At 60.6% G+C, this 26,876-nt stretch carries 26 protein-coding genes; 15 read left to right on the forward strand and 11 right to left on the reverse strand.

From position 1 onward, the window contains the following. The first annotated feature begins 63 nt into the window (after positions 1 to 63). From ubiA to bmt, 5 genes are all read left to right on the forward strand, one after another. Positions 64 to 1,029 (forward strand): 4-hydroxybenzoate octaprenyltransferase, encoded by a 966-nt coding sequence (ubiA, locus tag HH303_RS04540; protein ID WP_227421512.1) that lies wholly within the window; start codon positions 64 to 66, stop codon positions 1,027 to 1,029. Further along, entirely contained in the window at positions 1,029 to 1,688 is a 660-nt protein-coding gene (locus HH303_RS04545) for a class I SAM-dependent methyltransferase (protein WP_169623987.1), read from the forward strand. Before ubiA ends, HH303_RS04545 begins: the two co-directional genes overlap by 1 nt. A 70-nt stretch (positions 1,689 to 1,758) precedes the next feature. After that, positions 1,759 to 2,805, forward strand: a complete 1,047-nt coding sequence (locus HH303_RS04550) for an endonuclease/exonuclease/phosphatase family protein (RefSeq protein WP_169623988.1) — start codon at positions 1,759 to 1,761, stop codon at positions 2,803 to 2,805. 160 nt (positions 2,806 to 2,965) lie between these two features. Beyond that, positions 2,966 to 4,255, forward strand: coding sequence for an O-acetylhomoserine aminocarboxypropyltransferase (locus tag HH303_RS04555; protein ID WP_169623989.1), 1,290 nt, complete (start codon positions 2,966 to 2,968; stop codon positions 4,253 to 4,255). 31 nt (positions 4,256 to 4,286) lie between these two features. Next, the gene (bmt, locus tag HH303_RS04560) at positions 4,287 to 5,336 is read left to right on the forward strand and encodes a betaine--homocysteine S-methyltransferase (RefSeq protein ID WP_169623990.1); all 1,050 of its coding nucleotides are present in this window, start codon (positions 4,287 to 4,289) and stop codon (positions 5,334 to 5,336) included. A gap of 35 nt (positions 5,337 to 5,371) precedes the next feature. Here the strand turns inward: bmt and HH303_RS04565 are convergent, their stop codons facing one another. Next, the gene (locus HH303_RS04565; protein WP_169623991.1) at positions 5,372 to 6,421 is read right to left on the reverse strand and encodes an arginase family protein; all 1,050 of its coding nucleotides are present in this window, start codon (positions 6,419 to 6,421) and stop codon (positions 5,372 to 5,374) included. A gap of 265 nt (positions 6,422 to 6,686) precedes the next feature. Here HH303_RS04565 and HH303_RS04570 point away from each other — a divergent pair, with 265 nt between their 5' ends. The 4 genes from HH303_RS04570 to HH303_RS04585 all read left to right on the forward strand — a co-directional run bounded on the left by HH303_RS04570 (position 6,687) and on the right by HH303_RS04585 (position 10,124). Next, positions 6,687 to 6,857: a hypothetical protein gene (locus HH303_RS04570; RefSeq protein WP_169623992.1), complete on the forward strand. Its 171-nt coding sequence runs from the start codon at positions 6,687 to 6,689 to the stop codon at positions 6,855 to 6,857. Between the two features lie 181 nt (positions 6,858 to 7,038). Then, positions 7,039 to 7,737, forward strand: a complete 699-nt coding sequence (locus tag HH303_RS04575) for a glutathione S-transferase (protein ID WP_169623993.1) — start codon at positions 7,039 to 7,041, stop codon at positions 7,735 to 7,737. Positions 7,738 to 7,875: 138 nt separating this feature from the next. Beyond that, entirely contained in the window at positions 7,876 to 8,427 is a 552-nt protein-coding gene (locus tag HH303_RS04580; RefSeq protein ID WP_169623994.1) for an SspB family protein, read from the forward strand. A 74-nt stretch (positions 8,428 to 8,501) separates the two neighbouring features. Beyond that, the gene (locus HH303_RS04585) at positions 8,502 to 10,124 is read left to right on the forward strand and encodes a fumarate hydratase (protein ID WP_169623995.1); all 1,623 of its coding nucleotides are present in this window, start codon (positions 8,502 to 8,504) and stop codon (positions 10,122 to 10,124) included. Between the two features lie 74 nt (positions 10,125 to 10,198). Here the strand turns inward: HH303_RS04585 and HH303_RS04590 are convergent, their stop codons facing one another. Next, positions 10,199 to 11,221, reverse strand: a complete 1,023-nt coding sequence (locus HH303_RS04590; protein WP_169623996.1) for a chemotaxis protein CheW — start codon at positions 11,219 to 11,221, stop codon at positions 10,199 to 10,201. 138 nt (positions 11,222 to 11,359) lie between these two features. Between HH303_RS04590 and HH303_RS04595 the strand changes: the two genes are divergently transcribed. The 4 genes from HH303_RS04595 to HH303_RS04610 all read left to right on the forward strand — a co-directional run bounded on the left by HH303_RS04595 (position 11,360) and on the right by HH303_RS04610 (position 13,682). Beyond that, complete coding sequence (locus tag HH303_RS04595; protein WP_169623997.1) at positions 11,360 to 12,013, forward strand: alpha/beta hydrolase family protein; 654 nt, start codon at positions 11,360 to 11,362, stop codon at positions 12,011 to 12,013. Positions 12,014 to 12,148: 135 nt separating this feature from the next. Beyond that, positions 12,149 to 12,409, forward strand: a complete 261-nt coding sequence (locus HH303_RS04600; RefSeq protein ID WP_169624181.1) for a ribbon-helix-helix domain-containing protein — start codon at positions 12,149 to 12,151, stop codon at positions 12,407 to 12,409. Positions 12,410 to 12,720: 311 nt separating this feature from the next. Then, positions 12,721 to 13,218 carry a phasin family protein gene (locus HH303_RS04605; protein WP_169623998.1) on the forward strand — a complete coding sequence of 166 codons (498 nt, stop codon included), beginning with the start codon at positions 12,721 to 12,723 and terminating at the stop codon, positions 13,216 to 13,218. Positions 13,219 to 13,340: 122 nt separating this feature from the next. Further along, complete coding sequence (locus HH303_RS04610) at positions 13,341 to 13,682, forward strand: tRNA-binding protein (protein ID WP_169623999.1); 342 nt, start codon at positions 13,341 to 13,343, stop codon at positions 13,680 to 13,682. Here HH303_RS04610 and HH303_RS20015 read toward each other — a convergent pair whose 3' ends face one another. The 6 genes from HH303_RS20015 to HH303_RS04645 all read right to left on the reverse strand — a co-directional run bounded on the left by HH303_RS20015 (position 13,683) and on the right by HH303_RS04645 (position 18,888). After that, positions 13,683 to 14,861: an isochorismatase family protein gene (locus HH303_RS20015; RefSeq protein WP_227421513.1), complete on the reverse strand. Its 1,179-nt coding sequence runs from the start codon at positions 14,859 to 14,861 to the stop codon at positions 13,683 to 13,685. Beyond that, a complete protein-coding gene (locus HH303_RS04625) occupies positions 14,858 to 15,475 on the reverse strand; it encodes a regulatory protein RecX (RefSeq protein WP_169624000.1) in 618 nt (205 codons plus the stop codon). The genes HH303_RS20015 and HH303_RS04625 overlap by 4 nt, the downstream gene beginning before the upstream one ends. Positions 15,476 to 15,730: 255 nt before the next feature. After that, positions 15,731 to 16,660 carry a methionyl-tRNA formyltransferase gene (gene fmt, locus HH303_RS04630; RefSeq protein ID WP_227421514.1) on the reverse strand — a complete coding sequence of 310 codons (930 nt, stop codon included), beginning with the start codon at positions 16,658 to 16,660 and terminating at the stop codon, positions 15,731 to 15,733. A 32-nt stretch (positions 16,661 to 16,692) separates the two neighbouring features. Continuing rightward, a complete protein-coding gene (def, locus tag HH303_RS04635; RefSeq protein ID WP_169624001.1) occupies positions 16,693 to 17,223 on the reverse strand; it encodes a peptide deformylase in 531 nt (176 codons plus the stop codon). An 89-nt stretch (positions 17,224 to 17,312) separates the two neighbouring features. Continuing rightward, positions 17,313 to 18,104, reverse strand: coding sequence for an exodeoxyribonuclease III (gene xth, locus HH303_RS04640; RefSeq protein ID WP_169624002.1), 792 nt, complete (start codon positions 18,102 to 18,104; stop codon positions 17,313 to 17,315). A 25-nt stretch (positions 18,105 to 18,129) separates the two neighbouring features. Then, positions 18,130 to 18,888: a gamma-glutamyl-gamma-aminobutyrate hydrolase family protein gene (locus tag HH303_RS04645; protein ID WP_169624003.1), complete on the reverse strand. Its 759-nt coding sequence runs from the start codon at positions 18,886 to 18,888 to the stop codon at positions 18,130 to 18,132. Positions 18,889 to 18,972: 84 nt separating this feature from the next. On the opposite strand from HH303_RS04645, the gene HH303_RS04650 reads away from it, so the two are divergent. Then, positions 18,973 to 19,773: a sterol desaturase family protein gene (locus tag HH303_RS04650; protein ID WP_169624184.1), complete on the forward strand. Its 801-nt coding sequence runs from the start codon at positions 18,973 to 18,975 to the stop codon at positions 19,771 to 19,773. Here HH303_RS04650 and HH303_RS04655 read toward each other — a convergent pair. Beyond that, positions 19,764 to 20,540, reverse strand: a complete 777-nt coding sequence (locus HH303_RS04655) for a DUF1223 domain-containing protein (RefSeq protein ID WP_169624004.1) — start codon at positions 20,538 to 20,540, stop codon at positions 19,764 to 19,766. The two genes, HH303_RS04650 and HH303_RS04655, sit on opposite strands and share 10 nt — an antisense overlap. 252 nt (positions 20,541 to 20,792) lie before the next feature. Between HH303_RS04655 and HH303_RS04660 the strand changes: the two genes are divergently transcribed. Then, complete coding sequence (locus HH303_RS04660; RefSeq protein WP_169624005.1) at positions 20,793 to 22,997, forward strand: PAS domain S-box protein; 2,205 nt, start codon at positions 20,793 to 20,795, stop codon at positions 22,995 to 22,997. Positions 22,998 to 23,085: 88 nt separating this feature from the next. Here HH303_RS04660 and acnA read toward each other — a convergent pair whose 3' ends face one another. Together acnA and HH303_RS04670 are read right to left on the reverse strand one after the other, a co-directional pair. Beyond that, positions 23,086 to 25,782, reverse strand: coding sequence for an aconitate hydratase AcnA (acnA, locus tag HH303_RS04665; protein WP_169624006.1), 2,697 nt, complete (start codon positions 25,780 to 25,782; stop codon positions 23,086 to 23,088). A gap of 303 nt (positions 25,783 to 26,085) precedes the next feature. Beyond that, positions 26,086 to 26,832: a hypothetical protein gene (locus tag HH303_RS04670; protein WP_169624007.1), complete on the reverse strand. Its 747-nt coding sequence runs from the start codon at positions 26,830 to 26,832 to the stop codon at positions 26,086 to 26,088. Positions 26,833 to 26,876 lie beyond the last annotated feature (44 nt).

Here is a 26,876-nt window from a genome sequence, read left to right on the forward strand (position 1 = left end):
AGACTATTCTGGCGCCGTCGCCAAAGGCAAGAAACCAGTTGGACTTTAAGGAAGCAATCGACCATGGCCGGAAAACACAGCCCGGACCGGATGGCGGGAACACGCGCGGAACGCAGCGACATCGTCCGGGACAACTGGGTCGACCGATGGTTGCCGCGCGGTATTCGCCCCTATGCCCTGCTGGCCCGCTGGGACCGGCCGATCGGCACATGGTTGTTGCTGCTGCCGTGCTGGTGGGGGCTGGCGCTGGCGGTGCACGGGTCCCAGACATCGCCGCTGCAAGCCGTCTGGTACGGCGCTTTGATGGGGATCGGCGCATTGGCCATGCGCGGCGCCGGGTGCACCTGGAACGACATTACCGACCGCGACTTCGACGGCAAGGTCGCCCGCACGGCGACCCGCCCGATCCCGGCAGGCGATGTTTCGGTAAAGCAGGCGCTGGCCTTCATCGTCTTGCAGGCGCTGGTCGGGCTGGCGGTTCTCAGTCAGTTCACCCTCTATGCCGGACTCGTCGCCGTCGCCTCGCTGGGCGTCGTCGCGATCTATCCCTTCATGAAGCGCTTTACCTATTTTCCGCAGGCCTTCCTGGGCCTCGCGTTCAATTGGGGTGTCCTGGTTTCCGGCGCGCTGCTGATGGATAGGATCGCACCGGAAATCATCCTGCTCTACATCGCCGGGATTTCCTGGACTATGTCGTATGACACGATCTACGCCCATATGGACAAAGACGACGACATCCTGATCGGGATCAAGTCGACGGCGTTGAAATTCGGGGAGCGCACCCGCCCGATCATCGGCGGGTTTTTGCTCCTGACCGTGTCGCTGATCGCCGTCGCCGCCTGGATGCATGGCAGCGCGGGGCCCTTGTTCTGGATCGGTCTTGCTGCCGCCGGCGCACATTTTATCTGGCAGTTGAAAACGCTGGATTTGAACGACCCGAAGAAACTGATCAAACATTTCAAGAGCAACCGGGATGCCGGATTGCTGATTACGCTGGCATTCGCTTTCGGTGGAGTTGGTTTTCAATAATGCTTGGTTCTTCCTGGAGCGGTCTGATCCGCGACAATACCCGTATTCAATCCCCCCGCCTGTTACCCGAAATGCAGTTGCATTTGGCGCAGGACGACGTGCCGCTCTATCGCATGGGGGAGGACGAGCTGTATGCCCTGGGTATCGGCACGCCCTATTGGGCCTTTGCCTGGGCCGGAGGACAGGCGTTGGGGCGCTATCTTCTGGATAATCCCACGGCGGTGCGCGGCCGCAAGGTTCTGGATTTCGGGGCCGGATCGGGCATGGTCGGGATCGCCGCCGCCATGGCGGGCGCTTTCGACGTCTTCGGCAACGATATCGATCCCGTTGCGGGTGAGGCGATGCGCCTGAACGCTGAATTGAACGACGTCCATCTGGATATCCTGACGGAAGATGTCATCGGGCGGACCGACCGCGAATTCGAGGTCGTGCTGGTCGGCGACGTCTTTTACGATAAGGGCATCGCCGACCTGGTCCTGCCCTGGCTGCGCGACTTGAAAGCCATGGGCCGGACGATCCTGATCGGTGATCCGGATCGATTCTACCTGCCCAATCTGGGACTGGAGCGCATCGCGCGCTACGCGTCCGAAACCACGGGGTTGATGGAAGACACCGACCTGCGCAATGCGGGCGTGTGGACATTGGCGGATAGCGCCTGACGCTTTCCATCGCCCGTTGCTCATATTTCCGTGGTATTCTCGGAATGGTTGGCAACGGGGGGATGCAGATATGACCTTTCGCTACGATTTTTCCGCCGTCGGGCCGGATTTTCCGACGTCGCGCGTCGCCAAATCGATCCTGCGCTTCAAGGAATATGCCGCCGTGAAGGGGTTGCCGCGCAAAACCCTGGAGCATTCACTGTTGATGGCCAGTTGGAACATCAAGCATCTGGGCGGTGTCGGGCGGACGCAGGAAGCGCTTTGGTACATAGCCGAGATCCTGTCCAGTTTCGACATCATCGCCGTGCAGGAGGTGAAGCGAAAGCTGGACGATCTGGAAGCCGTCCTGTCCCTGATGGGCCCCTGGTGGCGCTATGTCGTCACGGATGTGACCGAAGGCACGGACGGCAACGACGAACGGCTGGCCTATGTCTACGATTCCCGGAAGGTGGAGTTTTCCGGCCTTGCGGGCGAATTGGTCGTGCCGCCCATCGAAAACGCCGACGGCACCGAAACGCCCGCGATACAGTTCGACCGGTCGCCCTTTTTGGCGGGGTTCAGCGCGGGCTGGTTCAAATTTCAGCTCGCGACCGTGCATCTTGCCTGGGCGACGGCGGAATTCGAGGACCCGGACCGGGTGCGAGAAGCGGATACGCTGGCCGCCTTCATGAAGCGCCGAGCCGAAACCGATATCGGCACCTGGGCGCGCAATGTCTTCTTGATCGGCGATTTCAATTTCTTCAATCCGACCAGCCAGGCCTTCCGGGCAATGATCGACCATGGATTCACGATCCCGGTGGGTCGTCAGGAACTGGAACAATCGAATGCGGGGGCGAAGGCGCGATTCTACGATCAGATCGCCTATTATCTGAAGGATGCGGATATCGCACCGTCCCGGATGGGCGTTCTGAATCTGTTTGAGGCGTTCTACACCGATGCGCAGTTCGAAGCGGATTTCGAACCCTGGATTACGAAAGCGGACGGCAGTATCCCGTCCGATAAGAGAAAATATTATCGCACCTATTATCGTCGGGATCAGTTGTCCGATCACTTCCCGCTTTGGATCGAACTGCCCATCGATTTCGGCAATGCCTATCTTAAACGGCACATCGAATAACGATTTTTGCACCGTCAGGAATAAATCCCGCCGCGGACATCATCTCATCAAAGCCAGAGATTCTTGAAGCGTCGAATTCATGCGGCACCCTATATTCTACCCTCGACGTGCGGGGGTTTGATGTATATAACAGCGATAAACTGGAAATTAGGAGGATTCAATGGCAAACGATCAATTCGGCTTCGAAACCCTGGCCCTGCATGCGGGCGCCGCACCGGACAGCGCGACGGGCGCGCGACAGGTCCCGATCTATCAAAATACCTCCTACGTTTTCAACAGTGCGGACCATGCCGCCGCCCTGTTCAATCTGCAGGAATTGGGCTTCATCTATTCCCGCCTGACCAACCCGACCGTGTCGGTTCTGGAAGAACGCATGGCGGCCCTGGAAGGCGGTGTCGGCGGCACGGCGACCGCGTCGGGTCACGCCGCACAGATGCTGGCGCTGCTGCCGCTGATGGGGCCGGGCGATCATATCGTCGCGTCGTCCAAGCTTTACGGCGGCTCGATCAATCAGATGGGCCACACCTACAAGAAATTCGATTGGCAGGTCGATTTTGTCGATCCGTCCGACCCGGAAAACTTCCGCTGCGCGCTGACCCCTCGGACAAAGGCGATTTTCGTCGAATGCCTCGCCAATCCGGGTGGCGTCGTGGTCGATTTGGAAAAGGTCGCCGCCATCGCCCATGAAGCCGAAATCCCGCTGATCGTCGACAACACGCTGGCCTCCCCCTATCTGTGCCGTCCGAAGGAATTCGGCGCCGATATCGTCGTCCATTCAACGACGAAATTCCTGGCGGGACAGGGACAGGCGCTGGGCGGTGTGATCGTCGATTGTGACAGTTTCGACTTCCACAAGCCGGAGAAATTCCCCAGCCTCGCCACCCCCGCGCCGGAATATCATGGCCTGACCTTCACGGAGAGTTTCGGCAATCTGGCCTATACGTTCTATGGGCATGCGATCGGTCTGCGCGATATCGGCCCGGCACAACAGCCGATGAACGCCTTCCTGACGATCCTGGGCATTGAAACCCTGCCGCTGCGCATGGAACGACATGTGGAGAACGCATTGAAGGTCGCGGAATTCCTGGAAGGGCATCCGGCGGTCGACACAGTCAATTATGCGGGTCTGCCATCCAGCCCATATCACGGTCTGGCGCAGAAATACTTGCCGAAGGGCGCCGGTTCCGTTTTCACCGTCGCCTTGAAGGGCGGCTACGATGTCGGTAAGAAGGTCGTGGAATCGGTTGAACTCTTCAGCCATTTGGCAAATATCGGGGATGCGAAATCGCTGCTTCTCCATCCGGCGTCCACCACGCATAATCAGCTGACGGACGATCAGAAAGCCGCCGCGGGCGCCGGACCGGAAGTGTTGCGGCTATCCATCGGTCTGGAAACCGTTTCGGACCTGATCCGCGATCTGGACCGCGCATTGGCCATCGCCTCGAAATAGGCGGCGGCCCAAAACGAAAAGGCATTGTGACATGACCGACAATCTATTCCTGAAGCTGATGGCGGAACGGGATCACCTGATCGCCGACGGTGCGATGGGCACGAACCTTTTCGCCCGGGGTCTTCAGTCCGGCGACGCGCCGGAACTGTGGAACGTCGACCATCCGGACCGGGTGGCCAGCGTGCATCAGGAATTTGTCGATGCCGGTGCGGACATCATCCTGACCAACAGCTTCGGCGGGAACAGCTTTCGCCTGAAGCTGCACAATGCCCAGGACCGCGCCTACGAATTGTGCAAGCGGGCGGCGGAAATCGCGCGCGAGGTCGCGGACAAGGCCGGACGCCCCGTCGTCGTCGCCGGATCCATCGGCCCGACGGGCGAACTGTTCGAACCGGTCGGCCCCGTCACCTTTGAAGACGGCAAGGCGGCCTTCGCCGAGCAGGCGCGCGGTCTGGTCGACGGCGGCGCGGACATCCTGTGGATCGAAACCATTTCGTCGCGCGAAGAAAGCGCGGCGGCGGTCGCCGGTGCCGCAACGACGGGGAAGCCGGTCGTGTCGACCATGACCTTCGATACAGTCGGGCGCACCATGATGGGCGTGACCCCGGCGGATGCCTATCGCCACCTGACCAGCCTGCCGGTCGCACCGACGGCCATCGGTGCGAATTGCGGCCTGGGCGCGACGGAAAACGTCCTGTCCATTCTGGGCATGAAAGACGCCGTCAGCCCAGACGCGATCATCGTGGCGAAAGCCAATTGCGGTGTGCCGGAATTCAAGAACGGTGCCTTCACCTATACCGGGACGCCCGAACTGATGGCGGACTACGCGCGGCTTGCGCGGGATTCCGGGGCGCGCATCATCGGCGGCTGCTGCGGGACGACCGGCGTCGTTCTAAAGGCGATTCACGATGCCCTGGAAGGCTATGTCCCTGGCGAGGCCCCGACGATGGAAGCCATTGTCGAAAAACTGGGCCCGCTGGCCGGTGTCACGGATCGCCCGGCCCATGGGCACGGCCATGGTGCGCCCTGCGCCCCGGAAGGCGGAGAAGGCGGCGGTCGTCGCCGCCGTCGCCGGGGTTAATCGCCGCCGGGGTTAATTGGCGGCAGGGTTAACCCTTACCGATCTGGCAAATAGGCCAGCGGATCGTCGATTCCGATTTCCGCGCCGATCAGGCCGCACAGCGCCGCATGTGTGCAATAGGCGGTGTAGGTTCTGGCGTATCCGCCTTCCTGGACGGTCAGCAGTTTACCACCGCACAGTTCCTGCGCCGCCTCGCGAAGGCGCGACGCCATCCAGTGATAACCCGCCATGGTCAGGCACATCCGGCCGTTCGGATCGAACTGGTTTCCGTCCTGCCCGGCGGCGATGACGATCAATTCCGGCTTATAATCCGTCAGGCGCGGCAGCACGACATTGGAAAACGCCATCCGATAGGTCGCATCGCCATAGCCGAGCGGCAGCGGAATGTTGACGTTATACCCCTTCCCCAGCCCGACACCGTCTTCGTCCGGCTGTCCGGTTTCGGGATGGGCGTCGCCTTCCCAGGCGCCGTGGTCCATATGGAGGGAAATCGTCAGCACATCGCCGCGATCGTAAAAGCCGGTCTGTGTGCCGTTGCCGTGATGCACGTCCCAATCGACGACGGCGACGCGCTTCAGCCCGGAGGCAATAGCCGCTTCTACAGCAACGCCGATATTGTTCACGAAGCAATAGCCGTCGGTCGTCGTTCGCGACGCATGATGCCCCGGCGGCCGAACCAGGGAATAGGCAGGCCCCTTGCCCGCGCGAACATGGTCCATCGCCGCCAGGGTCGTGCCCGCCGCGGCCAGAACCGGCGTCCAACTGCCCTTGCCGAAGACCGTCGTGCCGGTCACCCGTGCGCCGGTGGCGTCCAGCGCCTGCAATCGATCCAGATAATCCGCGGCATGGAAGCGTTCCAGTTCCGCGCGGTCGGCCAGCCGTCCGTCATGCCAATCGATCCGTGACGATAACGGCCCGTTTTCCAGCACTGTCTTGATATTGCGAACCCGTTCCGCCGATTCCGGATGGGGTTCGTATATCCCAAGATCGGGCATGGCCGCCGCTTCCAGAACGCCGGAACCGGTATCGTGGTCGAGAACGGCAGGGTGCCAAAATACGGAGAGTCTATTGATCGCATCTGTCATGGCGGCACTCTGGCCGAATTCAACCCTTGCGCCAAGCGTCTCCACACGGCTTCTTCCGACGTCACGGTAGGGGGCTACCGGCGTTGCCGAAATGCCCTTGATTCCCGTTTAGATTCCAAGGCGTTGCGTTAAACGCGCGGCTGATGGGTCGAGCTATGCGTTATTTTTCTGTCAGATTTGTGAATGTGACAGTGGTATTTAAAAAATGGCTGGGCTATATAACCCGCCGACGTTTGGTTTTTCCAACAATCATACGGATGAAGAAATGAGCGACTCAAGCAAGAATAAAAAGCCGGAGTCGGACCGGAAGTACGAAGCGAAGACGCGTAAGTGTCTGATGTGCCGGTCTGAATTCAAAAGCTCCTGGCCGGGTGAGCGCGTCTGCTCCAATTGCAAGCAGACCAGCGCGTGGAACGAACCGTCCATCGCCGCTTAACGCCCGCGTTCCGGTGCCATCGCACCGGACGATGAGCCGCCTTTGGGCGGCTTCGTTTTTCAAAAGGCCCAGTCTCCGGACTGGGCCTTTTGCTTTTCCGCTATCGCGTTGACAGTCGATCCCGGTCGGGATGAACTGCGCCGCGACCCTGCCCCTAACCCGTCCTACCTTGGAGACATAGATGAATCCCGTTCTTGTTATCGGCGATAGAACCTATTCCAGCTGGTCCCTGCGCGGCTGGCTTCTCATGGCTCTTTCCGGACTCGATTTCGACGAGGAAATGCACTGGCTGGACGCCCCGAATTATAAGGAAGGGCTGCTGGCCGCGACCGGCGGCGGGGGCGGTGTGCCGACTGTTCGCCTGGGATCGCGGATCATCGCCGACAGCATGGCGATCGCGGAATATGCCGCGGAAGCGGCCCCCGATGCCGGGTTATGGCCGAAGGACCCGTTGGACCGGGCGGAAGCCCGCTCGCTTGCCGCGCAGATGCATTCCGGCTTTGCCGCCCTGCGCAAGGCCTGCCCCATGAACCTGTCCAACCGCTTCCCGGACTTTGTGCCGGACGACGCGGTCAAGGCAGACCTCGCCCGTCTGGAACAGCTGTGGCTGCCCTGCCTGGAACGATCGGGCGGGCCGTTCCTGTTCGGCGCTTTCGGGGCGGTCGATGCCTTCTTCGCCCCGGTCGCAACGCGAATCGATACGTTCTGCCTACCGGTTTCCCCGACGGCACGGGCCTATGCCGATGCGATCCTGGACCATCCGTTGATGCGCCAGTGGATCGCGGACGCGAGACTGGAAGCGGATATGGCGCGGGACAGGACCGGGCGGTTTTCCGAAGGCGGCTTCACCCCGGGGGATTGGCCGCTGCTGAATCGCTGAGGGCCGGGGATCGCGTCACACTCTCGCGATTCGCCTTTGACCTGTCGGAAATTACCGTTAGGCTTGGCCCTCCGCGCAGCCTAAATAAGGCGTGCGGAATGAAGCGCGAGCAATTTACCCCCATCCGACGGGATGACGATGAACGAGGACTTACTCGGCTATAACGAAATGGTGGAACAGGCCATGCGGTCCGTTGTCCGCAAGGCGTTGGAACGTGCGGCCAAGGGCGGCCTTCCCGGCAACCACCATTTCTATATTACCTTTCGCACCGACCATCCGGACGTGATGATTCCGCGGCGGCTGGCGGAACAGTATCAGGAAGAAATGACGATCGTGCTCCAGCATCAGTTCTGGGGCCTGCAGCCGGATGACGAAGGGTTCGATGTCGAACTCAGTTTCAACCGCCGTCACGAACATCTGCGCATTCCCTATGCCGCGCTGATCACCTTCGCCGACCCGTCCGTGAATTTCGGCCTGCAATTCCATGTGGAAGTGGAAGACGACGACCATATCGTCGCCCATACGGCGGAAGCCGCATCCGACGAAAAAGGTCCCGGTCGCGGCGACATGGAAATCGCCGAAAACAGCGACGACACCCCGATATCGGACGATGACGCGGATGGGGATGACGACGATCCGGCGGAGAACGGCGGCAATGTCGTTACCCTGGACTTCACGCGAAAAAAATAAATCGATAGGACGCCTTCTCGCCATGGGAATTTCGGCGTCCGCCCCTCACTTGATGAGCTGAAAGGACCCATCCGATGGTTGATCCTGCTTTCCTCGACATGCTCCCCTTGGGAGAAGACAAGACCGAATATCGAAAACTGACCGGCGACTACGTCTCCACGGCTGATTTCGACGGTGAAACCGTCCTTAAGGTTGATCCGGAAGGCATCCGGCTGCTCTGTGAGCACGCGTTTCGGGACATCAACCATCTGCTACGGCCGGGCCACTTGAAACAGCTGGCCAGCATCCTGGAGGACCCGGAAGCCTCCCCCAACGACCGCTTTGTGGCCTATGACCTGTTGAAGAACGCGAATATTTCGGCCGGCGGCGTGCTGCCGATGTGTCAGGATACCGGCACGGCCATCGTCATGGGCAAGAAGGGCCGCTGTGTGTGGACCAACGGGGCCGACAAGGCCGCCCTATCGCAAGGCGTGTTCGATGCCTACGACCATAACAACCTGCGTTACAGCCAGGTTTCCCCGATTTCGATGTTCGATGAAAAGAACACGCGCAACAACCTGCCGGGTCAGATCGAAATCTATTCGGAAGGCCAGGACGACGCCTATAAGTTCCTGTTCATCGCCAAGGGCGGCGGATCGGCGAACAAGACCTTCCTGTATCAGGGCACGCCGTCGCTGCTGGACCGCGAACGCCTGTTGAAATTCCTGGACGAAAAAATCCGGTCGCTGGGCACCGCGGCCTGTCCGCCCTATCACCTGGCGGTGGTCATCGGCGGGACATCGGCCGAATTCAACCTGAAGACCGTCAAGCTGGCGAGCTGCCGGTATCTCGACTCGCTGCCGACCGCAGGCAGCGACAACGGTCAGGGCTTCCGCGATCTGGAAATGGAAAAGGTCATCCACGAGATGACCCGCAATATGGGGATCGGCGCGCAGTTCGGCGGCAAGTATTTCTGCCACGACGTCCGTGTCATCCGCCTGCCGCGGCATGGGGCCAGCCTGCCGATCGGGATCGGCGTGTCCTGTTCCGCCGACCGCCAGGCCCTGGGCAAGATCACCAAGGACGGTATCTTCCTGGAACAGCTGGAACACGATCCGGCGCGCTTCCTGCCGGAGGTTTCGGATACCGAATTCGAGGGCGAGGTCGTCCAGGTCGACCTGACCAAGCCGATGTCGGAAATTCTGGGCACGCTGCACAAGTACCCGATCAAGACGCGCCTGTCCCTGACCGGGCCGATCATCGTCGCCCGCGATGCCGCTCATTCGAAGCTGCGCGCGCGACTGGACGCGGGCGAACCGCTGCCCGACTATTTCAAGGATCACCCGATCTATTACGCGGGCCCGGCGAAGACGCCGGAAGGCTATGCCTCCGGGTCCTTCGGGCCGACGACGGCGGGGCGGATGGACAGTTTCGTCGATCAGTTCCAGGCGGCGGGCGGCTCCATGGTCATGCTGGCCAAGGGCAACCGGTCCCCGATGGTGCGCAAGGCCTGTGCGGCCCATGGCGGATTCTATCTGGGCTCCATCGGCGGTCCGGCGGCACGCCTCGCCCAGGACTGTATCAAGAAGGTGGAATGCATCGAATATCCGGAACTGGGCATGGAGGCCATCTGGCGGATCGAGGTCGAGGACTTCCCGGCCTTCATCGTCATCGACGACAAGGGCAACGACTTCTTCCATGGCCTGATGCCGGAATAAGCCGTCGGCGCTGACAAACGAAAAGGGCCCCACGATATTCGCGGGGCCCTTTCTCGTTCAGTGTGCCTGATGGATCAGCTGACTTCGCTGCGCAGCTTGTCCGCAGCGGTCATGACCTCGTCGATCAGTTCCGGCGGTAGGCCCATCTGGTTCAACGTGTCGGCCAGATATCCGGCGAAGGCGATGACATGACCGTCGTCCATGTCCTTTTCCCGCACCAGGGACTGGTAAACCTTTTTCGGTGCCGGACCGGTATAGGCGGACGCGCCGCCCAGCATCTTGGTCGCAAAGGTCTTCAACTGCTTCGGATCGGCCCCGGCCAGCAAGTCGGTCAGTCTGTCGTCCGCGCCGGCCTTTTCCAGGAACAGGTCGACCGCCGCATCGATGCTGACCTCGCCACCAACGCGCTTGAACAGGCTGCTGCTACCCTCGGCGGGTTTCCCAGCCGGCTTCGCCGCAGCGGGTTTCTTATCGGATTGGGACTTCGCGGCAGCCGCAGCGCCATCCTCGGAATCGGATTTCGCATCCTTCTTCGCCGACTTCTTCTTGTCGCTGCGCGTGGTTTCCGTTTTGCCTGCCGGGCTTTTCTTCACCCGTTTCAGCGGACGGCGCTTCGGGGCCTCGTCAATCGTGCTGGGGTCTAGAACACGATCCACATCCAAGACCGCCAATAGGTCGTCCTGCAGACGGAAAACGCCGGAACACAGACGGCGCATGCGCGGGTCGAGGGTTTGCGGCGGCTTGTCCAGATCGCGACGCGGCAAGGATCGCACATCGCCGATGGAATCGACCAGGATCGTGTAAAGATCGCCCTTATATTCAACGGTGACGGACATCGGACGGTCTTCCAGGTTCTTCGGCTCCGCCCCCAGGCAGACCCGCAAGTCGATGACCGTGACGATCCGCCCGCGCAGGTTCAACACACCCGCGATGGCCGACGATGCCAGCGGCACCGGCGTGATCTGTTGTGGTTCAACGATATCCTGGACTTGCAGGATCGGGATACCGAACAGCTGATTGTCGACCGTCATGGTGACCAGTTGTTCTTCGTCCCCCGCCGTCAGGCTGGAGAACCCTGCGATTGCCAAGTCAGACATTCCGTCCGTCCCTTCCCTAAAGAACCGCTGTTGCCGACGCATAGCTTATACGCTTTTGCGCGAAAAATCATGATACTCATTCCACAAGAAAGTTAACAACCTCTTGACGTAATTGCTTTCCTTTCGTTTCGTCGCCTTATGCAGGCTGAATTCGACCTTCCCTTCATCGACACCGGACCCGACGATGCCGCCCATCGGCTGGTCCTTGCCCATGGCGCCGGTGCGCCGATGGACAGTCCCTTCATGGAAACCATGGCCGCCCTTCTTGCCGGGAAGGGCGTCGCCGTGACCCGGTTCGAATTTCCTTATATGGCTGAACGCCGACGAGAAGGCCGGAAGAAGCCGCCGGACAGGGCCCCGGTGCTGATCCAGGCCTGGCGGCAAGCGCTTGCCGATTGTCGCCAACGCTTTCCGAGATGCCGGCTTTCCATCGGCGGAAAATCCATGGGCGGACGGATGGCGACCATGCTGGCAGCCGAACAGGACCGCCCCGACGACCTCGTATCCGTGGTGACGCTGGGCTATCCCTTTCATCCGCCGGGAAAACCGGAAAAGACCCGGACCGATCATTTTGCCGCCATCGACCGTCCGGTCCTGATGCTGCAAGGGATGCGCGATCCGTTCGGCACGGAAAGCGAGGTTTCAAAATACCCGCTTCCGGCGAACTCCACTCTTTTCTGGTTGCCGGATGGCGATCATGATTTTAAGCCGCGCAAGGCCTCCGGATCCACCCATGAGGGCAATCTATCGATCGCCGCCGATAAGGTCGCCGGGTTTTTGGATTCTTATTAAAATCGGTAAGTATTCTTTAAGAAGTGCGCCTTAGTCTCGGCAATCAAGGTGGCTGCACCGCCACTGAGGCGGCCCCTCAGGGTCTTTATAGGTTTTAGCCGTTCCGGAACTCTTGATATGGTTGAATTGCGTACTATGAGCGACAGCGACGATGTTGGAAAGTTCGACGCCCGTAACGTCGAAAATCCCGCCGAAATCAAAAAGCGATCCGTTGTAATTTCGGGCCATCGTACAAGCATTTCTTTGGAGAACGTTTTTTGGAACGCGCTTCGGGAAATTGCCTTGTCCCGCAAGATTTCCGTCAATCAGCTGGTGACGCAGATCGATGAAGGCCGGACGGGCAATCTGTCCAGCGCGATCCGAACATACGTTTTGCTGCATTCCTATTCGTCCTAATCCGACTTCAGGGTTCGGCGACACTCGCGCCATCGCGAATTCGCACAAGACTTATCCGCGACATTTTGCCATCATTCCGGTACACGGTGACCGGAACGCGCGCTATTGCGCGCCTTAGGCGCAGGTTGCCGTTTTGTTGCAATGCACAATTTTCTTGACGTGCGCCGGAAAATCCCCATTTTTGGTCTATGTTGCATTGCAGCATGAACAGTTTTGATGTCGTAACCCTCCGACCCTTTGCCGGGTGCGTTCCCGGGCCGTCGGCATCGTTGTGAACCGCAATCCCTGGACCGATTTTTGGGAGGACACCCATGGCCAAGAAACCGACGTCGATTTTCGACACGATGAACAACCCCTTCCTGGACCCGAAAACCAATCCGTTTCTGGACCCGGAAAAGAACCCCTTCCTGCAGACGGACTTCACCAAGATGATGCAGGGCTTCGATGCACCGGACTTCTCCGGCATCACCGAAGCGCAGCGCAAGAACATGGAAGCCCTGGGCATCGCGAATAAGACCGCCGCCGAAGGCGTGCAGGCGATCTTCAAGCGCCAGAGCGAAATCATGAAGAACGTCATGGACGAAACGAATGCCGCCCTGCAGGAACTGCAGAGCAAGGGCATGTCCGCGCCGGACGCGTCGGTCCAGATCGATCAGGTCAAGCAGACCATCGAAAGCGGCGTTTCCAACATGCGGGAAATCGCGGAAATGGCCGCGAAATCCCAATCCGAAGCCTTCGACGTCGTGAACAAGCGCTTCGTCGAAAGCCTGGAAGAACTGAAGGCGGCGGTTTCCAAGCTTCAGAAGTAAGATTTCAGTCGGCTCTCCAGATCCGGCGAAAGGGCGTTCCGGTTGATCGACCGGGGCGCCCTTTTCTTTTTCGGAAATGCCGGTACCCTGCCCGCCAAACCGATACACCGGGAGATGGGGATATGGACGATACGCTAACCTTCGACGACTTCCTGAAGGTCGACATTCGCGTCGGGACGATCGTCCGGGCCGAACCCTATCCGGAAGCGCGCCGCCCCGCGATCAAGCTTTGGGTCGATTTCGGGCCGGAAATCGGGGAGCGCAAATCCTCTGCCCAGATTACCAAACATTATGATCCGGACACGCTGCCGGGGCGTCAGGTTCTGGGCGTGGTCAATTTCCCGAAGAAACAGATCGGCAAGTTCATGTCCGAATGCCTGGTCCTGGGTATCCCCGACGAAGACAACGAGGTCGTGTTGTTGAAACCCGACCTGCCGGTGCCGAACGGCGGGCGGATGTACTGATCAGACCCCGGCGACCGTCGATCGACGCTCCAGGCGCAGGGTATCCCGCCAGCGCCCTGCCATCGGGCCATAGGTCATGCGCGCCGGTCCGCGATGACGACCGACACAGCGGAAGCCGTGCGTGGTGTGCAGGATCAAGCTGGCGGGGTTTTCCGGAAAAATACTGGCCGTCAGCAGCCAAATCCCCATCGCCTCGCTCTCCATGACAAGGCGCTGCATCAACAGATTGCCGACGCCGCGCCCCCGCGCCGCGCCGGACACATAGACCGATACTTCGCAGACGCCTTTATAGACCGGGCGCGTGGAGGTCGGCGACAGAACCGCGAATCCGAGAATCCCACCATCCGCATCACAGGCCACGATCCGAGGCGTTGCGAGTTTTCCGGCGGAGAATGCCGACCAGTCGCCGGCCTGATCCTGAAAGGTCGCTTGTCCGGTCGCGATGCCGTCGGCGTAAATCGCCATCACCGCATCGGCGTCGGCATCGGTCATGGCGCGAACCGTGAGGGATGGATCGGCTGCCCGATCGTCCGGCCCCGCAATATCCGACAGCTCGCAGACCCAGCCGAACAGATTTCCCTCGCTCGCGATCAGGTCCAAAGCCCGGTCATGGTCGTCCAATTCCACCGCCGCGCAGCAGTCGGCCACGGTCAGGCAGCGAAAGCCGCGATCGACCGCTTCGCGCATCGTCGTTTGAACACAGCAGGATGTCGTGACGCCACAGAGGATCAGATCCTCAATCCCCGCCGCGACCAATCGATCTTCCAAATCCGTCCGGGTGAACGCTCCGAAGCCCGGCTTGTCGATCACCCATTCTCCGGGCACCGGTTTGAGATCGGGAACGAAGTCGTGGCCCGCCTCCCCCCGGATCAGATAGCGGCCCAACGGCCCCGCCATTTCCGACAGCGGCCAGCGCACCCGCTTCGGCGGCTGCATATCCGACAGATCGGGGGCATAGCCTTCCCGCGTGTGCACGACACACATTCCCTGGGCCCGCGCCCAATCCGTCAACCGTCTCACACGCGGAACAATGGCGCGCATCAGCGCCGGATTGTCCCCCAAACGGGCACACATCCCATCGGGGTCGATGAAATCGCGCTGCATGTCGATCACCAACAGCGCCGTTTTTCCCGAATCGACCGCAAACCGCCGCCCACCACGACACGAAATGCCGATCATTCCCGTACCGCCTCCTCCAGCATGATTTCGAGGGCCTCGACCGTATCCGCCTCAATCACTTTCCGCGCGGTATCGTATCCGAATCCCTGCCGCGCCAGGGCGGCCATATCCTTATCCCGCGCCGCCTCCCGCAGGTCTTCCCGGCGCCAAGGACCGATACGCCGCCGCCGCGCATAATTCACCGCCGCGCCAAGATCGACATCCCCGTCCACCCGTTCGTCCAGGGCGGTCAAGGCACTGTCGGCGGTTGCCGCATCGATACCCTTCACGGACAAGGCCTGACGGATGGCGCGTTGAGATTTTCCCTGCCGGTGCAGGCTGGCGGCGCGTCCTTCGGCATAAAGCCCATCGTCCAGAAGGCCGCTGCGCCGGAACCGCGCGATCAAATCCTCGACGGCCCGAGCACCGGCGTCGACATCCGTCCCATGCAGATAGGCGGATCGTTGCACACGGCGCATCAGGACGCGGCGCAGATTCTCCGAACTGGAGGCGAACCGTTCCAGGTAATGCAACGCGCCTTTTTCCAAACGCTCCGGCGTTGCCGGTTTCGGACCCTTCCGGCCGCGCTCCCGCCCCTTTTTTTCGTCCTTGGATGAATTTTTTTTGCGTTCCATCTCAATAGGTTATCTGAAAATCGAAAAAATCGCACAAATAAATCGCCCGCCTGTGACGTCCATCACATCTTTCTGGACGACATACGCCTATGGTGAGGATGTAAACGCGGTGGACGCAAAAGCAAAGCCGCCAAGAGTTCCGGAAGACCGCAGCCAAATCCTGCCCCTCCCATCCGGCTTCGGTCTAACGGGTCAGGCGACGACGGGAACCCCCCGTCGTCGCCGCTTTCGTTTTGGGCCGCTTTCGTTTTTGGGCTAAAGCAATGCGACGCCCGGTTCCAGACGCATCCCGCTGACGAATTCTTCCCCGGAAACCGGGCCACGCCCGGGTCGCTGCATCCGGATCAGTTTCAATCCGCCGAAACCGCAGGCCACCGTGCCGTCTTTGTCCAACAAAGTGCCAGCAGTCGACTTGCCCGCCGGTGCGATAGGGATTGCTTGCAAAACCTTGATCCGTTCCCCCCGAAATTCGAAAAAGCAGCCCGGCCAGGGTGTAAAGGCGCGGATTTGACGATCCAGCTCCGCCGCCGGACGGCCCCAATCCAGACGGCCTTCTTCCTTCCGCAGCTTTTCCGCATAGGTTACGCCGTTTTCCGATTGGGGAACCGGATGGATCGTGCCGATCGAGAAACTGTCCAGCGCCTCGACGATCAACCGCGCCCCCAGCGCGGACAGGTCGTCGTGCAGATCCTGCGCCGTCGTCCTGTGATAGATCGGCACCGGTTCTTCCAGCAGGACCGCCCCCGTATCCAGCCCTTCATCCATTTGCATGATGCTGATGCCGGTTTCATCATCCCCGGCAAGGATCGCGCGTTGAATCGGCGCGGCCCCACGCCAACGCGGCAACAGCGACGCGTGGATGTTCAGGCAGCCCAGGCGCGGCGCGTCCAAGATCGGCTTCGGCAGGATGAGCCCATAGGCGACGACCACCGCCGCATCCAGGCGCAGATCGGCGAAGGCCCGCCATTCGTCTTCGGATTTCAGGCTTGTCGGATGCCGCACGGGTATACCCAATTTTTCCGCCGCCAGATGGACGGGGCTGGGCGTTTCCTTCTTCCCCCGGTTCGCCGGGCGCGGCGGCTGGGTATAGACAGCCTCCACCTCATACCCGGAATGCACGATCGCTTCCAGCGCGGGCACGGAAAAGGCCGGTGTTCCCATGAAGGCGAGACGCAACTTGGTCATGGAAACTCCATTTCGAATTTTTCGAAGACGGCTTACTCCGCCGCCGCGGCGCGATCCTTGCCGCGCATCAGCTTTTGCAGTTTCCGCATGATTATGCCGCGTTTCACCGTCGACAGGTGATCCACGAAAACGATGCCGTCCAGATGATCGATTTCATGCTGGATGCAGGTCGCCAGCAGGCCGTCGGCCTCGATTTCCTGCTGGGTTCCGTTTTCGTCCAAATACCGAACGGTCACGCGGGCCGGGCGTTTCACATCCGCATATTGGTCCGGGAAGCTGAGGCAGCCTTCCTCATAGGTCGACAGATCATCCGACGCGGCAAGGATTTCCGGGTTGATCAGCTTCATCGGCTGTGGATCGGCGTCGCGCGGGGCGCAATCGACCACCAGGATGCGTTTGGACACACCGACCTGCGGCGCGGCGAGACCGACGCCGGGCGCGTCATACATCGTCGCCAGCATGTCATCCAGCAATTGGCGAATATCGTCCGTCACATCCGTGACGGGTTCGCATTTCTGTTTCAGCACCGGATGCGGCGCGACCAGGATCGGCAGGATCGCCATCGTACTCTCTCACTTCATCAGCCGTTTTCCGGTAGGTAGGGCCGAAAGGCGCGAAGGTCAAGGTTTTCGGGCCTTTCAGGCCGTTCCCGTCAGTCCGCGACGTCGACGACGACAGGCACGTGATCGGACGGTTTCTCCCAACCGCGCGCATCGACGACGATATCCATCGCCCCGACCTTTTCGGCCAGAACCGGGGTCGCCCAGACATGATCGAGGCGCCGCCCCTTATTCGCCGCTCGCCAGTCCCGCGACCGGTAACTCCACCAAGTATACATCTTTTCCGGTTCCGGGGCGAATTTGCGCATGCAATCGACCCAACCGAAGGCGTTTTGCGCGGCGGTGAACTTCTCCACCTCGATCGGTGTGTGGCTGACGATCTTCAAAAGCTGTTTGTGCGACCAGACATCATGTTCCAGCGGCGCGATGTTCAAATCGCCGACAACCATGATCGGCTGTTTCGGATCGCGGTTCGCCGCGAACCAGCCAGCCATTTCGTCCACGAAATCCAGCTTATGGCCGAATTTCTCGTTCACTGTGCGATCCGGCTCGTCCCCACCGGCGGGAACGTAGAGGCTGTGAACTTCCATGCCGTTCGGCAGCGTGGCGTAGATATGGCGGCCGTCCGCCTTGCCCGTCCATTCGTGCCGACCGACATTATCCAACGGCAGTTTGGACAGGATGCAGACGCCGTTATAGCCCTTGATCCCGTTAATCGCGACATGCTCGAACCCCAGGGCCTTCACGTCGTCGAAGGGGAACTGGTCGTCGTGGACCTTGGTTTCCTGAAGGCAGATGACGTCCGGTTTCACCTCGGCGGCGAATTGCGCCACGATCGGCATGCGCAGCCGCACCGAATTGATATTCCATGTTGCGATCCGCATGCTGACTGTCTCCCCTGAAATAATCTTAGCGATTGGCCGCGAAGGCGCGCGCGGCGTCCCCGAATGCCTTGAACATGGCCTGACTGAGCGGCCAGGCAAGGGCCGTCGGGTGCTCAGGGTGCCACTGAACGCACAACATGAACCCCTTCGATCCCGGCAGGGACACGGATTCGATAATGCCGTCGTCGCTGACCGCTTCCACGAACAAGCCGTCCGCCAGACGGTCGATGGCCTGGGCATGCAGTGAATTGACCGTCACTTCCCCCGTCCGGCCGACCAGATTTTCCAGCATCCCGCCCGGCTTCACATCGATCGGATGGGCGACATCGTACCGGTCCTGGACCGGGATGTCGCGCCGCATACGGTGGTCGCGCTTGCCCGGCAATTCCACGACATGCTGATGCAGGGTTCCCCCCAGGGCGACGTTGACTTCCTGTTGTCCCCGGCACACCCCGAACAGTGGAATGCCGCGCTCGATCGCCTTGCGGATCAGGGACAGGGTGACACCGTCGCGCATCGGGTCGCGTTCCACCTCCGGCCGGAAAGTCGGGCCGTCGTAGTGATGCGGTTCGACATTCGATGGGCTGCCGGTCAGGAACACGCCGTCCAGACGGTCCAGCATGGCATCCAGATCGAATTCGCCCGGCAGTGCGGGAATTGCCATTGGAATCGCTTGAGAGGCCGTGGCCACCGCCGACAGATACTTATGCCCTATCTGATGATAAAGGCTTCCTTCATCTGATTTACGGATACAACAGGGAACGCCGATCAGGGGAACTGTCATGGGGGCCTCGGTAACGCCATTATGAAGGTCCCTTAGGGTTTACGCGTCTTGCCCGACCGGGGCAATCCGCCCAATTTGTCCCGTATGGAAAATCTGCTGCAAAGTCTGATCGCGTACAAAACCATCCTCGTCGCCGGATGGATCGCGGCTTTCTTTGTGTTCGAACGGGTTTTCCCCGCCGCCCCGATTGCCCTGTCACGCGAGGACCGCCGGAACCGCCTGTTCCGCAATGGGGCACTGTTCGGAACCAATACGATCCTGTCCATTGCGGTAGTCGTACCGATCAGCGCCTGGGCGGCGGCCAGTGCCCCGGATTGGCGGTCGTCCCTTGCCCCATGGTGGCAGGGTCCTTTCGGGATCGTGCTGGACCTTCTGGTTCTGGATTGTTTGATCTATTGGTGGCATCGCCTGAACCATGTCGTGCCATTCCTGTGGCGGTTTCACGAAATCCATCATCTGGACGAAACCTTGGATACGACCACCGCCGTCCGATTTCATTGGGGAGAGGTTCTTTTATCCGCCTGCGCCCGTGCGGTTCTGATCCTGACACTCGACATTCCGATCGAAAGCGTCCTGGTCTTCGAAATGCAGGTTCTGTTGGCGGCGATCTTCGCGCATTCCAATCTGCGCCTACCCACCGGGTTGGAGCGGGCCTTGGGCTGGATCGTCATCACCCCGGCCATCCATTGGGTGCATCACCACGCGATCCGCCGCGACACGGATTCGAATTACGGCAATCTGTTCAGTTTCTGGGATCGGATTTTCGGATCGTTCAGTCCGAACCGACGGCGGCTGGACATGAAAATCGGCGTTGAACGGGAACCGGAGCGCCCCTTCGCGACCTTGTTCCTGCGGCCCTTCCGACGCATCGCCGATCAGAAGTAGATTTCGCCCGCCATCGCAATGGTGCCGGTTTGCGGGTTCTGCACCAGCACGGCACAGCCTCCGTCGCCCGATATCCGCTCCGCCGGAACGGACACGGTCAGATCGCCGCCGCGCCATTGCCGGGCCAGGGTTTCGGCGCTGCGCACCACATGGGCGTTGATCAGCTTCCGGCCACGATTTTCACCACGCTGAACGTCCGTTTCATGGCGCTTGTCGAACCCGACGACGAGGATTTCGAAACCTCCTTGTTCCGGGCTGTCCCCGGACAGGGTCACGGTCAAATCCCCACCGGCGGACCGGGCAAGCGAAACCACCGGCGGAGTTTCCATTTGATCACGGGCCATTTCCCGCTTCATGGACGCGGTTTCAATCCGTGCCTCGACGGCGCTGCGGCGGGACCCGACCTCATGATCCCGTCCGTCGACGACCATTTGCGGTGTGTAATTGTAAGGGGACCCGAACGCCCGATTATAGCGGCGCTGACGTTCCGTGAAGGCCGGATCGGCGAAGGGATCTTTCCAACCGATATAGTCCCAATAGTCGACATGAAATTCCAGCGCGATGACGTCCTGTCGTTGCGCCAGCTCCGACAACAACGCTTCCGCCGGGGGACAGGAACTGCATCCCTGGCTGGTGAACAATTCGACCACGACCGGCAACGCGTTCCCCTGCGCGACAGCGGGCACCGTCCGACCGTTGACCACGGCGAACCCGGCACCGATCAGGCCCAGGAACTGGCATAGGATTGTGCGACGATTATTTAGCATACTCGAAAAATAGGCCCCCCAGCCGATCCGCTCGAATCACTAATGGGTGAACCACCCGCGAGCGCATCGTTATCCCCCGATCGCGACGGACACTACCATGTTCCGCGCCCAAGGTATGCCTGCAAAAAATGGCATCTGCATACCAAGTTCCATACTCGTAATTCGGTTCTCGTATTTAGTGAATTTTAAGTATCATGGTATAGTTTGGGTATGGGTGGGATCATGATATATTTGACGGTACCAAGGTTGCAGATGTCCACCAGTAAGAACAGTTCAGCCCTAGTCGAAGACCACCTGCCGGATCTCTTGCCGATCATGTTGTCGGCGGAGGAGACCCCGCTGCGGGTACCCGTGGAGCGCCTGCTCAACAATCTGGCCACTCCCATCTTCATCAAAAACCGAGACGGATATTACGTCTTCGTGAACGACGCCCTATGCGAGGCCCTGGGAATGCGCCCGCAAGACATTGTCGGGCATACTCCGAAGGCATTGATCACAGATGATAAATTGGACCTGATCCTGTCTCAGGACCGGATACTGTTCCGGGACGGCGGCACCCAGACGATTGAAACGCCGATCACGCTGCACGACGGATCCGTCATGCATGTCGTCTTCAATAAGTCCGCAATTTTCGACGATATGGGGCAGGTTATCGGGATCGTCGCCGTCGCCTATGACGTCACGGCAAGGAATCTTTATCGGTCGGAGTTGGCGCGGAAAAACGAGGAATTGACGGAGCGGATCAAAGAACTTCGCTGTTTGTACAAAATCACGTCGCTCCTCCGGGATACGACGACGCCAATTGCAGAGATGCTGGACTCGTTCCTCAGCGTCATCCCAAGCGCCATGTTGTATCCCGACGACGCGCAGGTCCGGATCGTCCTGGGCGAACAGACGCGTGTCAGTTCGTCTTACGACGACGCCGCCAGCCGTATTTCCGCGACGATCAAGTCCGATTCCGGGGATGTCGGTCGCATCGACATCGCCTATGCCAATCCCCATCCAGAGAAGTTCGAGGGCCCCTTCCTGAAAGAAGAATGCGCCTTGCTGGAAGAAATCGCCGGCAAGATTGGGGATCGTTTCCAAGCGGAAATCGACGACCACGCGCTCGCTCAGTCCGAGGCCCGATTCCGCTCGACGTTCGAACAGGCGGCAGTCGGAATTTGCCATTTGGACGCAAATCGGCGGTTCTTGCGGGCGAACGAACGCCTGTGCCGCTTCTGGGGATATTCCGATCAGGAACTGCGTCAAATGGCGTATGACGACCTGACATTCCATGAGGATGTCGAAGAAGGCCGGACGCTGGGAGCAAAGCTTTGGAGCGGCGCCCTCAAGCATATCACCCTGGAAAAACGATACGTACGAAAGGATGGACAGACCGTCTGGGGGCGCGTTACGGCATCCGTTGTTCAGCATGAGGACGGCACCCCCCGACATTTCGTCGCCTTCGTCGAAGACATCGATGACGCGCGCAGAGTGGAGGATTTACATCGGATCACCTTCGACCGCGCGCCGATCGGTATCTGTCATATCTCGCTCGACCTCCGGCTCCTCAAATGCAATCCGCGATTCTGCAAAATCCACGGCCTCGAACCCGGCACGATGGATGGGAAACCGCTCAATGAAATTAGTCCGACGATCTATCAATCAGCGGACGAAGAAGTTGCGCGGCAACTATTGGCCGGGGAAATCGACGAATACGAAGGCGAACGCTATTTCGTTCAAACAAACGGGCAAACGCGTTGGATGCGGTTTACGGTCACCCTGGTTCGGCACCCGGACGGAAGCCCGAACCATTTCGTCTGCGTCGTCGACGATATCACCGATTCGAAAACTTCGTCGGAACAGGTCGCCGAACTGACCGGCCGGCTGGTCCGCGCCCTGCGCGGCACCGTCGAAATCCTGTCGAAGACCCAGGAACTGCGGGACCCGTACACGGCGGGCCACCAGAACCGCGTCGCCAAATTGGCGGTCGCCATCGCGCGGCGTTTGAAGCTGGATACCGTGCAGCTGCAAGACATCGAAATGGGCGCCATGATCCACGACATCGGGAAACTGATGGTGCCGTCCGACTTGCTGAACAAGCCTGGCCGCCTGACACCGGAAGAACTGGCGCTGATCAAAACACATGCGCGCCTGGGGGCGGATCTCGTCATGGAATCCGACATCTCCCCCACCGTCGTCGCCATCGTGCGCTACCATCACGAACGGCTGGACGGGACCGGCTATCCCGACGGTCTTGCGGGTGAGGCCATACCGATCGAGGCGCGCATCGTCGCTGTATCGGATGTGGTGGAGGCGATCACCTCCCACCGCCCCTATCGTCCGGGTCGGGGGTTGGATGTCGCCATCGACGAAATCAAGGCCGGGTCCGGTACGATATACGATACGCAGGTGGTGGATGCCTGCCTGGCCGTCTTGGAATCCGAGTCGCCCGAAGCGTTTCTGGTATCCTGATCCGGGCCTCCTGATCCGGAACAGTCCCAACGGACAAAAAAGGCGGGCCGAGGCCCGCCTTTCTCGTTTCAACCTAAAGACCGGGCGGTCAGGCCGCCTTGCCTTCCGCCAACAGGTTGCGCAGCACGTATTGCAGCACACCGCCGTGACGGTAGTAATCGACCTCGCCCGCCGTATCGATGCGGCAGGTCAGGTTCACCTGATTGGTCGACCCGTCCGCCTTGTGGATGACCAGGGTCATGTCCTTGCGCGGCTTCAGGTCGTCCTCGATCCCCAGAATGTCGAAGGTCTCCGACCCGTCGAGGCCCAGGGATTTCCACGTCGTGCCTTCCTTGAACTGCAGCGGCAGAACGCCCATGCCGACGAGGTTGGACCGGTGGATACGCTCGAAGCTTTCCACGATCACGGCCTTGACGCCCAGCAGGTTGGTACCCTTCGCCGCCCAGTCGCGGGACGACCCGGTACCGTATTCCTTACCGCCGAAGACCAGAAGCGGCGTGCCTTCCGCCTTGTACTTCATCGCGGCGTCATAGACGGACATCTGTTCGCCGTCCGGCATGTGGCGGGAATAACCGCCTTCGACGCCTTCGACCATGGCGTTGCGGATGCGGATATTGGCGAAGGTGCCACGCATCATGACTTCGTGGTTCCCGCGGCGCGAGCCGTAGGAGTTGAAGTCCGCCGGACGGACCTGACGTTCGGTCAGATATTCGCCCGCCGGGGTCGACGGTTTGAAGGAACCCGCCGGGGAGATGTGGTCGGTCGTGACCGAGTCGCCCAGCATCAGGAGCGGACGCGCGCCCTTGATATCCGTGACGGCGGCCGGTTCGGCGGCCATATCTTCGAAATAGGGCGGATGCTGAACATAGGTCGACCCGCCGTTCCAGGCATAGGTTTCCCCGCCCGTGACGTTGATCGCCTGCCATTCCGGCGGCCCCTGGAACACGTTGCCGTAGCGCGACCGGAACATGTCCGCCGTCAGGCATTCACGCACAGTGTCCTGGATTTCGTGGTTCGACGGCCAGATATCCTTCAGATAGACGGGATTGCCGTCCTTGTCTTCACCCAGCGGATCCGTCGCGACGTTGATTTTCGCGTTGCCCGCGATGGCATAGGCGACGACCAGCGGCGGCGATGCCAAGTAGTTGGCGCGGGTTTGCGGGCTGACGCGGCCTTCGAAGTTACGGTTGCCCGACAGAACCGCCGCGGTGACGAGATCGCCTTCATCGATGGCCGCCGCAATCGGGTCCGGCAGCGGGCCGGAGTTCCCGATACAGGTCGTGCAGCCATACCCGACGAGGTCGAAGCCCAGCGCGTCCAGATCGGCCTGAAGACCGGCTTTTTCCAGATAGTCGGTGACGACCTGGGAACCGGGCGCCAGGGAGGTTTTGACCCACGGCTTCACATTCAGGCCCTTTTGGCGGGCCTTGCGCGCGACCAAACCGGCCGCGACCAGCACCGCCGGGTTCGACGTGTTGGTGCAGGACGTGATGGCGGCGATAACGACCGCACCGTCTTCCAGCGCGTAATCGGCCCCGGCGACCGGCACCGACTTGTCGGAATGGCCGCGTTCTTCGAAGACACCGGCGATATTGGTCGGCACACCGGACAGGGCGACGCGATCCTGCGGACGCTTCGGCCCGGCCAGGGACGGTTCGACCTGATCCAGATCCAGTTCCAGCGTATCCGTGAAGATCGGGTCGGCACTGTCGGCGGTGCGCCACATGCCCTGCGCCTTGGCATAAGCTTCGGCCAGCGCGACTTCTTCCGCCGGACGGCCGGAGAATTCGAGATACCGGATGGTTTCCGCGTCGATCGGGAAGATCCCGCAGGTCGCGCCGTATTCCGGCGCCATGTTGGCGATCGTCGCGCGGTCGGCCAGCGTCAGGTTATCCAGGCCCGGCCCGAAGAATTCGACGAACTTGCCGACGACGCCGCGCTTGCGCAGCATCTGCGTGACCGTCAGCACCAAGTCGGTGGCGGTCATGCCTTCCTTCAACCGACCCATCAGCTTAAAGCCGACGACCTCCGGGATCAGCATGGTGACCGGCTGGCCCAGCATCGCGGCTTCGGCTTCGATCCCGCCGACGCCCCAACCCAGAACGCCCAGGCCGTTGACCATGGTCGTGTGGCTGTCCGTGCCCACCAGCGTGTCCGGATAGGCGATTTCGGCGCTGCCGTTCTTTTCCATCGACGACCAGACCGTGCGGGCCAGGTATTCGACGTTCACCTGGTGACAGATGCCCGTGCCCGGAGGGACGACGCGGAAATTATCGAACGCGTTCTGACCCCAGCGCAGGAACTCATAGCGTTCGCCGTTGCGGTCGAATTCCAGTTCCACGTTCTTCTTGAACGCATCCGGGCCGCCGAAAAAATCGACCATGACGGAATGGTCGATGACCAGATCGCATGGCGACAGCGGGTTAATCTTCTGCGGGTCGCCGCCCATCTTGGTCATGGCGTCGCGCATGGCGGCCAGATCGACGACCGCCGGAACGCCGGTGAAGTCCTGCATCAGGACGCGGGCCGGGCGGTAGTTGATTTCGCGATCGGAGGTCTTGGTCTTCTGCCAGTCGGAGATGGCCTGAACATCCTCGACGGAAACGCTGTGGCCGCCGTCTTCGAAGCGCAGCAGGTTTTCCAGCAGGACCTTCATGGAGAACGGAAGGCGGGAGATGTCCCCAATCTTCTCGGCCGCGGCGGCGAGATCGTAATAGTCGTAGCTCTTGGAGCCGACTTTCAGGCTGCGGCGGGTTTTCAGGCTGTCTTGACCGGTCATCGTCATGGTTACTTGACTCTCCCGTAGTAGAGGGGGCGCCTCTTTAAGGTACGGCAAACCCCGTTGGCTGGTTCCGAGAGGCCGGCGCGCGAACTGTGGGAAACGGTCACCCCCCGGTGACAATTCCATTCGGCACTGCGCGTGACCGGGCCTTCGGTCGGCGTCCGGCGGGCGATATGCCACCGTGCCGTCAGGGGCCTGGTCGGCTGCTCCTCGGAAATCCAAGTTGCGGCGCGTTATACTGCATTGCAGTGTAACCGAACAACGCTCAATTTGGCGCGGATTTATAAGGATAGGGCGCGGACGCGCTCAACCGAGCCCGATCCCGTCGGAAACCGCCTTGGCCACAGCCGACGAAAAACTCGTCACATTGAAGCGTTGGGCGATCTGCTGATGCCGCTTTTCCAGCATGCGAGGGGAGATATCCAGGAGTTTGGCCTGTTCCGCGAAGGTAAGCTCCGGGTGGTCAATCTGCACGCGCAGGGCTTCCAATTGCTTGTCGCTGAGCTTCAGGAAACTGCGTGCGATCCGCGTCAGTCCTTCGTGATCGCGCAGCAATTCGTCCATTCGAACCGCCGCAATCGACAATTCCGCCCGAAAACGGGCGAACAGGGCGTTCACCGGTTTCGGCGCGCACAGGATCAGGGCGGACATGGCCTGTCCGCGCCCACCGAAAACCACGGCCCCGTCATGGATGCCGAAGGCTTGCCACACCTTCGCGGTATCATCCGCGTAAGGCCCGCGCAGCTTGTCGCGCGCCTCCGCGAAGGTGAAATTCTGCCAGCGGCGGCGAATGGCGACGGCGACGGGACAGAAACGGTCGGCCTCCACCCCGTAATAGTGCTCCAGAAAGCCATGCGGCATCGAATCCCAGGTTGCGACCGTTTCCGGTTCCCAGGCCTGCCAAAAGCACCACTGGAAACCCAATTGCCGTGCGACACGCGCGATTTCAGACGCGGATTCAGCCTGCGCAAAGGCCGTCAGCGCCGTTCCGCGCCCAACCGCGACCATCGGTGCGGAAACAATACTGTCATCTATGCCGTTGCGATCCGCCATGCTCTACCGTCAATCATCCAATCTCACGTCCGGCTGTATCTCTA

This window comes from Pacificispira spongiicola (assembly GCF_012926505.1).
Taxonomy (GTDB): domain Bacteria; phylum Pseudomonadota; class Alphaproteobacteria; order UBA8366; family Aestuariispiraceae; genus Pacificispira; species Pacificispira spongiicola.